Source organism: Myxococcus sp. SDU36 (assembly GCF_030168875.1).
Classification (GTDB): domain Bacteria; phylum Myxococcota; class Myxococcia; order Myxococcales; family Myxococcaceae; genus Myxococcus; species Myxococcus vastator.
The window spans coordinates 4,030,410-4,041,803 of sequence record NZ_CP077414.1 but is presented as its reverse complement, the minus strand read 5'-3'; the positions used below and the strand labels follow the sequence as shown (position 1 = coordinate 4,041,803).

Genomic DNA, 11,394 nt, shown 5'->3' with positions numbered 1-11,394 from the left:
CCACGCCGCGGAAGCTACCCCAGGGGAGCAGGGACTGCCCACGGTGAGCGCAAACCTGGCCCCGGCGCGAGGGCCACCTCTGGCCGCGGGGTGTGGGTCCGCCTGCTGAAGTGCATGTGGGCTTCGCGCTGTGCCCGAGGGGCCCAGTTTTTGTTGTCCACGGCTGAGGGGAAATGCGCGCTGGCTTCGTTTCCTGCCGGGAGTACCCACGTCAAGCAGGAGTTCTAGAGCATGAAGTCTTTCAGAGCGAAGCCGCTTCTGGCGGTCCTCTCAGTGCTGGCCGCATCCCTGGTGGGATGCGGGGTTCCAGAGGAAGAATCCAGCGCCTCTGCCAACGCCGAGTCCCAGGCACTGGCCGGTCCAAATGATGCCTGGGTTGCCCGCCACGGGCTCACCAGCGCCCAGTATCAGACGGAGTTCAGTACGTGGGTGGGGCAAGGCTATCGCCTCTCCTATGTCAGCGGCTACGAAGATGGGGGCAGTGCCCGTTACGCGGCCATCTGGGAACAGACGAGCGGTCCGGCCTGGCGGGCCTTCCACGGGCTGACCTCCGCGCAGTATCAGACCACCGTCGTCAATCAGAATGCGCAGGGTTACCGCCCGGCCATGGTCAACGGGTACAGCGTCGGCGGCGTGGCCTACTTCGCGGTCATCTTCCACGTGGACAACGGTGCCGCATGGGTGGCCCGCCATGACCTGAGCGCGGCCCAGTACCAGACGGAGTTCAACACCCGGGCGGGGCAGGGCTACCGGCTCGTGCACGTGAGTGGCTACACGTCCGGTGGCGCGGAGCGCTACGCGGCCATCTGGGAGCAGTCGAGCGGTCCGGCCTGGCGGGCCTACCACGGGATGACCTCGGCCCAGTACCAGTCCACGTTCAACACCAACGCTTCCCAGGGTTACCAGCTCGCGAAGGTCAGCAGCTACAACGTGGGCGGCACGGACCGGTACGCGGCCATCTTCCATGCTTCGTCGGGAGTTCCGATGGCCGCGCGGCATGGGCTCTCCGCGGCCGCGTATCAACAGGCCGTGACGGACCTCAAGAACCAGGGATATCGCCCCGTCCTGGTGGCGGCGCACCACAATGGGAGCCAGCCCGAGTTCTCGCTGCTCTGGCAGAACCTGACGTTCAGTGCGGCCGACCTGCAGCACATTGACGACACCGTCGAGCAGGCCATGGCCAGCACGAACACCGTCGGCCTGTCGCTGGCCATCACCCGCAAGGGGCGCCTCGTGTTCGCCAAGGGGTATGGCCTGGCCGACCGGGCCAACAACACCCCGGTCAACACCTCCCACCGCTTCCGCGTCGCCAGCGTGTCCAAGCCGATGACCTCCATTGGCATCATGCGGCTGATTCAAAGCGGCCAGCTCCGGCTGACGGACCGCGTCTTCGGCCGGGGCGGACTGCTGGGTGAGACGTTCGGTGCGCAGAGCACCTACGCGGACAGCCGCGTGCTGAACATCACGGTCCAGCACCTGCTGGAGCACACCGCGGGCGGCTGGGACAACGACGGCGGCGACGGCACGGGCGACCCCATGTTCATGAACACGGGGATGAACCACGCGCAGCTCATCCAATGGGTGTTGCAGAACGTGCCGCTCGAGTTCGCGCCTGGAACGACGTACCAGTATTCGAACTTCGGCTACAGCGTCCTCGGCCGCATCATCGAGCGGGTCACGGGGATGACCTATGACGCCTATATGCGCGCCAACGTGTTCACGCCCAGCGGCGCCACCAGCTTCGCCGTGGGGGGCGATACGTTGAGCGCGCGTCTGTCGAACGAGCCCGTCTACTACCAGCTTGGCGCGGGGGCCTTCAACCCGTACGGCATGAAGGTGCGTCGCATGGATGCGCACGGCGGCTGGGTCGTCACGCCCATCGACTTGCTGCGCGTCGCCGTGCGAGCGGATGGATTCTCCACCGTCCCGGACCTGCTGAGCGCGAGCACCATCGCCACGATGACGACCCGCACGACGGCACTGAGCACGGCGGGCAACTCCGTCAATTACGCCAAGGGCTGGTCGGTGAACAGCATCCCCAACTGGTGGCACGGCGGCTACATCCCGGGGACCCGGGCCCTGTTGGTGCGGACCGATGACCGCTATGGGCCCAGCCGCTCCGAGGAGTTCACCTGGTCCGTCATGGTCAATTCCAACAACAGTGAGGAATCGGGAACGCCCGACATCAACCTCGACAGCCTCATGTGGAACGTCGTGAACGGCGTCAGCACCTGGCCCGCGCACAACCTGTTTTGACAAGGGCCTCCACCGGACCTTCCGGGAGGGCGCGTAGGACCGGCGGGGCTCGCGAGGGGCCTCCGCCGGTCCGTAGTGCGGCGGACCGGACGGCTCGGTGGGCCGCGGCCTTCGGGCCGTGAGCCGGGTGGAGTGCGCTGCGTCACGTCCCCGGCTGGCCCCTCGCCGGCCCCGGCCCCTCGCCGGGCTCGGTGTCAGGCCGCTGCTCGAGTTCGGCCAGCATCTCGTTGAGCAGCTCCGCCGCGTTGTCCGTGTGGAGGTTGTGGCCTCCCCGGAGGTGGACGCTCCGCGACCGAGGCAGCGGGAGGTCCGGGGGCACGAGCACGGGCGTCCGGGCGAACTGACTGGTGGTGCCGTGGAGCCGCAGGGAGGGCACGGTGAGCGCTCCGAGGAGCGCCAGGTAGCGCGCTCGTGAGAAGCCCAGGTCGATGCCCAGTGGGTTTCGCAGCCGGACGTCCCAGGACCAGCGCAGGCCCTGCTCGCATGGCTCGGTGATGCGCCTCGCGAGCATCCTCGCGCGGGCGGGTGACAGCCCCCCGTGGCTCAGCGTGAGCATCCGCGCGGCGGTCGTCAGGTCGGGGTAGGGCGTGTGTGCGGGGGGCTCCGTCAGGAAGCGCAGGTCGTTCTTCAAGAGGTCCAGTGCCCCTTGCTCGTCGCGCAGGTGCGGGATGACGGGCTCGACGAGGAGCAGGCGCTCGACCCGCTCGGGATACGCGGACGCGAAGAGCGTGGCCACGGCTCCGCCCATCGAGTGCCCCACGAGCGTGAACGGACGCCTCACCGCCGCGGTCGCTTGCGTCAGGTCCAGCAGGAAGTCGAGGACGGTGAGCGCCACGTTCGCTGGGAGGTGTCCGGACCGGCCGTGTCCCCTCAGGTCGGGTGCCATGACGCGATAGCCGCGCTCGACCCACCCCACCGCCAGCTCGTCCCAGCTCGCGGCCTGGTCGAGGAGGCCGTGGACGCAGACCACCAACGGCGCGTCCTCCGGACCCCAGGTGCAGACGCAGAGCTTCGTTCCCGCGCTCGTCGTGAGGAACGACTCGCGGAGCGTGGAGAGGGGCGCCTCGTCGTCCGGCGCTGCTTCGTCCCCGGGGGGGGCTGACGCGCGTGGAACGGCGTCTCCTCCCGCACCCAGCTTCAGGACCTCCACGAGCAGGTGTCTGCCAAGCTGCGCCAGGGTGGGGTGGTCGAACAACAGCGCCGGACTGAGTGTGCAGCCGAGGCTGGATTCGACCCGGTTCTTCAGCTCGACCGCCATCAGCGAGTCGAAGCCCAACTCCAGCAGGGGCTGGGTGGTCTCGACCGCATCCGGCGCGGCGAGCCCCACGACGCTCGCGACCTGCCGGCGCAGGAAGTCGATGAGGACGGCCTCTCGCTGCTCCTCGGGCGCTTGCGTCAACTGTGTGAGCAGGGCTCCAGCCTGGGCGGGCTCGGCGCCGGGCCTTCCCTGGCCGAGCTGCGCGTAGACTCTCGCGACTCCCGGACTGGAGACGGTCTTCAGGAACTTCGACCAGTCCATGTCCGCGACGGCCACGTTCGTGGGCGCCGCGTGGAGCAGGTGCTCGAAGACCTCCACGTTGTCTCCGGCCGCCATGCGCCCCAGGCCCAGGGACTCGAAGCGCGCCCGGTTCGCGGCTCGCTTCGTCTCCGCCATGCCTCCGGCTGCCCAGGGGCCCCAGTGGATGCTCGTCGCGGGGAGCCCCTGGCTCCTGCGCAGCGCCGCCAGTCCGTCCATGAACGCGTTCGCCGTGGCGTAGTTGCCCTGACCCGGCGCGCCCATCACCGAGGCGATCGACGAGAACAGGACGAAGAAGTCCAGCTCCAGCGCGCGGGTCGCCAGGTGCAGGTTCCACGCTCCGTCGACCTTGGGCGCCAGCACCTGGGCGAAGCGCTCCCAGGTCTGTTTGACCAGCACGCCGTCATCCAGCAGGCCCGCGGCGTGCACGAGACCTCCCAGCGGCGCTGGCCCCGCCGTGAGTCGCTGGACGAGCGTCTGGACCTGTTCCGCGTCCGCGACGTCCGCTCGCTCCAGGAGGACGTCCACCCCGGAGCTTCGCAGGGCGGCGATGGCCTCCCGCGCGGCCTCGGTGGGCCCGGAGCGGCTGGACAGCACGAGGTGCCGCGCTCCATTGGCGACGAGGCTCTGGGCGATGTGCAGCCCCAGGGCTCCCAGTCCACCGGTAATCCAGTAGGTGCGGTCCGCCCGGACGGCTCCCGTCGCGTGCTCGCTCGCGGGGAGCGTCAGCACCACCTTGCCGATGTTCTTCGCCTGCGCGAGGTGCCGGAAGCCGGCCTCGGCCTGGCGGATGGAGAACGTCTTGACGGGCAGCGGCGCGAGGCGGCCGTCCTCCAGTCCCCGCACCGTGTCCGTGAGCAGGTCCACCTGGAGCTCCGCGTTCCCGTCGACGTCTCCCAGGTCGAAGGAGAAGTACGCCACGTCAGGCCGGAAGGTCGCCATCTGCGCCTGGGACCAGATGCCAATCTTGCCAATCTCCACGAAGCGGCCCCCCTGGGCGAGCACCCCCGCGCTCTTGGGGATGTAGTCGCCGGTCAGGCTGTTGAGGACCACGTCCACCCCCCGGCCCCCGGTGAGGCGCAGGACTTCGTCGGCGAAGTCCAGGGTGCGTGAGCTCATGACGTGCGCGACGCCTTGGCGCTTCACGTGCTCCCACTTGGACGGGCTCGCGGTTCCGAAGATGGTGGCCCCCCGGTCCTTCGCGAGCTGGACCGCTGCCTGCCCGACGCCTCCGGCGCAGGCGTGGATCAACACCGTCTCTCCCGGCTTCAGCTTCGCGAGCTTCTCGAGGCTGTAGATGGCCGTCATGAAGGCGGCGGGGATGGAGGCCGCCTGCGCGAAAGAGAGGTTGCCCGGCTTCCGGTGCACCAGCCGCTGGTCGATGGTGACGTGGCTCGACAGCGCGGACGGCGCCATCGTGAACACCTCATCTCCCACGGCGAGGCTCGTCACGCCCGGCCCCACGCGGACGACCCGCCCCGCGCATTCGAAGCCGAGCGGCTGGTCGGCGGCCCGGAGGATGCCCGCCTCCTTGCTGAACGCCTCCAGCATCCCGAGGCAGTAGAGGACGTCCTTGAAGTTGATGGCCGACGCGTGGACCTCGAGCTCCACCTCTTCGGCCGTGGGCTCGCGCCGCTCCAGCGGGACCAGCGTCAGGCGGTCCAGCGCTCCGTACGCGGCCGTCCGGAGCCGGTAGCTTTCGCCGGGAAGCGCGAGCTGCCCCTTGGGCTGGGCGGAAGCACGAGCCCACCGCGCCACCATCCGCTTGCCGGAGCGCACCGCGACCTGGAGCTCCACGTCTGGCTGGAGGACCTCGGCCGCGAGCGCCTCCAGTCCTCCGCCGTCCACATCCACGCAGGTGCAGCCGAGGGACGGATGCTCCAAGGCGATGGTGCGTCCCAGCCCCCACAGCGCCGCCTGGTTCGCGCTCACCCGTTCGCCTTCAACGACGGGCTGCGCGCCTCGCGTGACGAGATAGAGCCGTGGCAGTCGTTGGCCCGGGACGTCCATCAGTGACTGGACCAGGGCCAGCGCGCTTCCGACCGAGCGCGACAGCGACTCGTCCAGCGCCCAGAGGTGGAGGATGCCCGCGAGGGGCAGGGGGCTCGTGGCCGCGAGGTCCGCGAGCGCTCGCGACCAGGAGGCCTTGTCGAGCCAGTCGACATCCCCGTCGCTCAACAGCCCGCAGGTGTCTCCGCGGGCTTCCAACATCGCCCGCAGGCGCGCCCCCGCTCCCTCTCGGTCTCCCAGGATGAGCCAGCGCCGTGCTGGCGCGTCGGGGGTCTCAGGAAGTGCCTGGGGCACCCAGGTCATCGAGTAGAGCTTGTCCTTCCACGTGGCCGTCGCGAAGGCCAGCGCGCGGCGGTCGACGCGCATCGCCTGGAGTCCCTCCACCTCGCACACCACCTGTCCCTGCTCGTCGAGAAGCCGGAGGTCCGCGACGACGCGAGGGTCCCCGGGCGAGGGCGCGTGGCGAAGGAGGGCATGGGCCCACACCTCCTCGGCGCCCGGCCGTGACAGGTGCAGGGCTTCGATGCCGACGGGCAGGCACACCACGTCCGCGACCTCCGGAACCAGCGCCCCGACCGCCTGGAAGCAACCATCCAGCAGGGCGGGGTGCAGCCCGTAGGCGCTCGCCTCGTCGCGCGTCACCCCCGCCGGGTGGATCCGCGCGAGGAGCTCCGGGGGCCGCGTGCCATCGCCCGTCAGCCGCCGCAGCGCCGTCACCGCGCGGAACGCTCCGCTGTAGCCCAGGCCCAGCGCGGCATAGCGCGTGTAGAACGCCTCGGTGTCGAGCACCTCGCCTGTTGCCTCGAGGCGCTCGCGGGCCTCGGCTCCGTCGAAGGCGCCCCCACCGTGTCCACCTGGTGGCGACACCTGGACCTCCCCCGTGACATGGAGGCGCCAGTCGGATGCGTCCTGCGAGGCCGCGCTGAGAATCCGGAAGCGGTAGCGGTCGTCACCGACGCTGGAGAGGTGCGTCTGCACCACGGTGTCGGTGCCTGGTGCCAGGACGAGCGCCGCCTGGACCGCGACGTTGCGGAGCGACAGCGCCGCCTGGGGGAACATCCGCCCGAGGCTTGCCAGGGCCATCTCCACGTAGCCCGCTGCGGGCACCACGACCTTGTCGTAGACGCGGTGGTGCCGCAGGTAGGCCGGGCCGCCGGGCGACAGCGCGCTCTCGAACAGGTGGTCACCCGGGGGCAGGGCGGCGCTTCGCAACCGCCGGCCCAGGAGCGGGTGGGACTCGCCCGACGCCGCCATCGCCACCGAGCTGCCTTCCTCGCGCTGGAGCCAGTAGCGCTGCCGCTGGAACGGATAGGTCGGCAGCGCCAGCCGGGGCGGGGCGGGCTGCCCACACCGGCCCGCCTTACCCAGGTCCACGGGCAGCCCGTGCGCGAACAGCGTCGCGACGGCCTCCAGCAACTGGGGCCAGGCGGGCGCGTTGGCTCGCAGGCTCGCCGCCGTGACGAACCGGTCCGGTTCAACGCAGGCGGAGGCCAGGCTCACGAGCGTGGCGCTCGGTCCAACCTCCAGCAGGCCCACGACCTTGTTCGCTTCCAGCGCCTTCACTCCCGCCATGAAGTCGACCGGCGCGAGCACGTGGTCCACCCAGTAGCCGGGCGTGGCCAGTTCCTCTCCGCCCACCTGGCCTGTCACGTTCGAGATGAGCGGGATGCTGGGGCGACGGAACGTCACCGTCCCGGCGACCGCGCGCAGGTCTTCCACGATCGGCCGCATCAGCTCCGAGTGAAAGGCGTGCGAGACCTCCAGCAGCCCCCGGTTGCGCACGCCCTGCTGACCCAGCCGCTCGCAGGCCGCGAGGACGGCGTCCCGCTCGCCCGAGATGACCGTCTGCTGAGGCGCGTTGAACGCGGCGATGGCCAGGCGTGCCCCCTGCTCCGCGACCACGGGCGCCACCGTGTCCCGCCCGGCCAGGACCACGGCCATGGCGCCGCCTTCCGGCAGCGACTGCATCAGCCGCCCTCGCGCGGCGATCAGCTTCAGTCCGTCCTCCAGGCTGAACAGGCCCGCCACGCACGCCGCGGCCAGCTCGCCCACGCTGTGGCCCATGACGAACGACGGTCGGGCGCCCCAGGACTGCCAGAGGCGCGCGAGGGCCACCTCCAGCGCGAACAGCGCGGGCTGGGTGTACTTCGTCTGGTTCAGCAGCCCGCGGTGCTCGCCCCACAGCACCTCCCGGAGCGGCGTCTCCAGGTGCTCGGAGAGGAGCGCCTCGCAGCGCTCCAGCGTCTCCCGGAACACCGGATGCAGCGCGTACAGCGCCTCCCCCATGCCGGCGTACTGCGAGCCCTGCCCCGTGAAGAGGAACGCGAGCCGTCCCTCCATCGCGGGCGCGCTGCCCGTCCGCACGTTCCTGCCCGAGGCGGCGCGCGTCTTCGCGAACGCGGCGAGCGTGTCACGCAGGGACTCCGCCCCGTCCGCCACCACCGCGAGCCGCTGCGCGAACCGCGCGCGTCCGGTGTTCGCCGTCCAGGTCACCGCGTCGAGCGACGCCTCGGGGTTCCGTTCCAACCAGCGCGCGTAGCGCTCCGCCATCACCGCCAGCGCCTCTGGTGTCCTCGCCGACAGGCACAGCACATGCGCGGGCTGCGTGGCCGGCGGCACGGGGGCCGCCCGGGGGGCCTCCTCCACGACGACATGCGCGTTCGTCCCGCTGAAGCCAAACGCGCTGACCCCGGCGATGCGCGCCCGCGGGCCCCGGGGCCATGCGACGGGCTGCCTCAGCACCTCCACCGGCAGGTCCTTCCACGGGATGCGGCTGCTCAAGGCCCCCAGGGTGGGGTAGCCCGGAAGCGTCTCCGCCTGGAGCGCGAGGATGACCTTGCAGAGGCCGGCCATGCCCGCCGCCAGCTCGGTGTGACCGACGATGCTCTTCGCCGACCCCAGGAGGAGCGGCCGTTGCCTGGGGCGATCCGCGCCGAACACCTGCGCCAGCGCCCCCACCTCGATGGGGTCTCCCAGCGCCGTGCCGGTGCCGTGGGCTTCGACATAGTCCACGTCCCCCGGCTTCACGCCCGCGCGCGCCAGCGCCTTGCGCACCAGCGCCTCCTGCATGGGCCCGTTGGGGACGGTCAGTCCGGAGCTCGCGCCGTCCTGGTTGATGGCGCTGCCTCGGATGACGGCCAGGATGGTGTCTCCGTCCGCCTTCGCCGCCGACACCGTCTTGAGCACGAGGGCCGCGACGCCCTCCGAGCGCACATAGCCATCCGCCAGCTCGTCGAACGTCTTGCAGCGACCGTCCGGGGCCATCATCCGCGCCTTGGAGAAGGCCGCGGTGATTTCCGGCGCGAGGACCAGGTTGACGCTGGCCGCGAGCGCCACGCGGCAGTCCCCCCGGCGCAGGCTTTCGCCCGCGGAGTGCACCGCCACCAGGGCCGACGAGCACGCCGTCTCCAGCGACACGCAGGGCCCGGTGAAGCCGAACGTGTACGCGAGCCGCCCCGCGGCGACGCTCGTGGCGTTGCCCGTTCCCAGGTAGGCGTTCACGTTCTCGACGCGCTGGAGGGCCATGCGGAAGTAGTCGGACGTGCACACGCCGACGAAGACGCCGCTGGGCGAGCCGTACAGCGCGTCCGGTGACAGCCCCGCGTTCTCCAGCGCCTCCCACGACGTCTCCAGCAGCAGGCGCTGCTGCGGGTCCATCAACGCCGCCTCTCGCGGCGAGATGCCGAAGAACGGCGCGTCGAACGCGTCCACGCGGGGCAGGAACCCTCCGTGGCGCGTGGACATCTTCCCCGGCGCGTCCGGGTCCGCGTCGTAGAGCGCGTCGATGTCCCACCGCTCGCGAGGGACCTCCGTGATGCTCGGCTCGCCGCGGTGGAGCAGCGCCCAGTACGCGTCCGCGCTCTCCGCGCCAGGGAAGCGGCAGCTCATTCCCACCACGGCGATGGGCTCGTCCTGCGTCTTGCGCAGGGTCGCGACTTCGTTCTCCAGCCGCTCGATGATGCGGAGGACCTTCTCTGAGTCCAGGACGCTCTGCGACATGGGGTGTTGGCTCCCGCTGGCCCGCAGGCCGGTCAGTTGACGCGCTTCTCGCGGCCGGCCCAGTACGGCTCGCGCAGCACGCGCTTCAGGACCTTGCCGCTCGGATTCCGGGGCAGGGCGTCTACGAACTCCACCGTCCTGATCATCTTGAAGCTCGCCAGGTGCTTGCGCGCGAACGCCAGCACGTCCGCCTTCGTCACCGCCGAGCCCGGTTTGCGCACCGCGATGGCGATGGGCAGCTCTCCCCAGCGGTCATCGGGCACGCCAATCACCGCCACGTCCGCGAGCTCCTCGTGCTGCACGAGGATGCGCTCCAGCTCCGCCGGGTAGATGTTCTCTCCCGCGGAGATGATCAGGTCCTTGATGCGGTCCGTGACGTAGACGAAGCCGTCCTCGTCCACGGAGCCCGCGTCACCCGTGTGGACCCACCCATCCACCAGCGTCCTGCGCGTCTCCTCCGGGAGCTTCCAGTACTCCAGCATGTGCCCCGCCGTCTTGAAGGCGATCTCCCCCGTCTGGCCTGGAGGCAGCTCGCGGCCGTCCGGGGCCAGGATGCGCACCGAGACGCCCCGCAGCGGACGGCCCGCCGCCTTCAGCCGTGGGTTGGCCGGGTCCTCGTGCTCGGCGGCGGGCATGAACACCGCCATGTTCGTGGTCTCCGACAGGCCGTAGTTCTGCGTGAAGCGGCACTTGAACAGGGCGCGCGCCCGCTCCAGCAGGGGCCGGGGCATCGGCGAGCCTCCGTAGACGAGCTGGTCCACCGAGGACAGGTCCGCCGTCCGGCTCGCCGGCTCCGACAGCATGAAGCGAATCATCGCCGGCACGAAGGCGACCTTGGTGATGGCGTGCTTTTCGATGAGCTCCAGCGCGGACGCGCCGGTGAACGCCTTCATGATGACGTTCGTCGCGCCGTTGACCAGGCCGTGGATTCCGAACCACAGGCCGCCCACGTGGAACGTCGGCAGCGCCAGCAGCGTGATGTCCCCTGTCTTCCAGTCGATGAGCTCGTCCCCGGCGCGCACCACTTCGCGGATGACGTCCAGGAAGCAGCCGTGCGACAGCACCACCCCCTTGGGCCTTCCGCTGGTGCCGCTCGTGTAGACCTGCACCACCGCTTCGTGGCTCTGGAGCGGCAGGGCCTCTCGCCGGGCCGGGTGTGCGTCGCGCCACGCCGGGTAGAGGGCATGCCGCTCGGAGGGCCCGTCGAGCACGATGAGCCGCTTCAGCCTGGGGCATGACGGCAGGAAGGCCTCCACCAGGGGCACCATCTGCTGGGTGATGAAGAGGAGCTCGGCGTCCGAGTCCTGGACGATGTAGGCCAGCTCGCTCGCCTCCAGCTTCCAGTTGATGCTGAGCAGCACCATGCCCGCCTTGGCACAGCCGAACAGCAGCTCGTAGGACGCCTCGCTGTCGGTGCCCAGCAGCGCGACCCGGGCCTGACGCGGAAGTCCCTCCGCGACCAGGGCGTTGGCGACGCGCTCACTGCGCTCGGCCAGCGTGGCGTAGCTCACCCTGCGCTCATCGGCGATGAGCGCGGTGTGCCCGGGTGTGGCGCGGGCGTGGAGGTCCGGGATGTCGGCCAGCGTCTTGATGGCGTCGTAATGCTCCAGCAT

General features: G+C 70.5%; 3 protein-coding genes. 1 reads left to right on the top strand and 2 read right to left on the bottom strand.

Annotated features, from left to right (window positions below; translation table 11 throughout):
- Nucleotides 1-231: 231 nt before the first annotated feature.
- Nucleotides 232-2,256 (top strand): serine hydrolase, encoded by a 2,025-nt coding sequence (locus tag KGD87_RS15825; protein ID WP_284668244.1) that lies wholly within the window; start codon nucleotides 232-234, stop codon nucleotides 2,254-2,256.
- Between the two features lie 142 nt (nucleotides 2,257-2,398).
- On the opposite strand, the gene KGD87_RS15820 is transcribed toward KGD87_RS15825, so the two are convergent.
- Both KGD87_RS15820 and KGD87_RS15815 read right to left on the bottom strand, forming a co-directional pair.
- Nucleotides 2,399-9,781 (bottom strand): type I polyketide synthase, encoded by a 7,383-nt coding sequence (locus KGD87_RS15820; RefSeq protein WP_284668243.1) that lies wholly within the window; start codon nucleotides 9,779-9,781, stop codon nucleotides 2,399-2,401.
- Nucleotides 9,782-9,813: 32 nt separating this feature from the next.
- Complete coding sequence (locus tag KGD87_RS15815; protein WP_284668242.1) at nucleotides 9,814-11,394, bottom strand: long-chain-fatty-acid--CoA ligase; 1,581 nt, start codon at nucleotides 11,392-11,394, stop codon at nucleotides 9,814-9,816.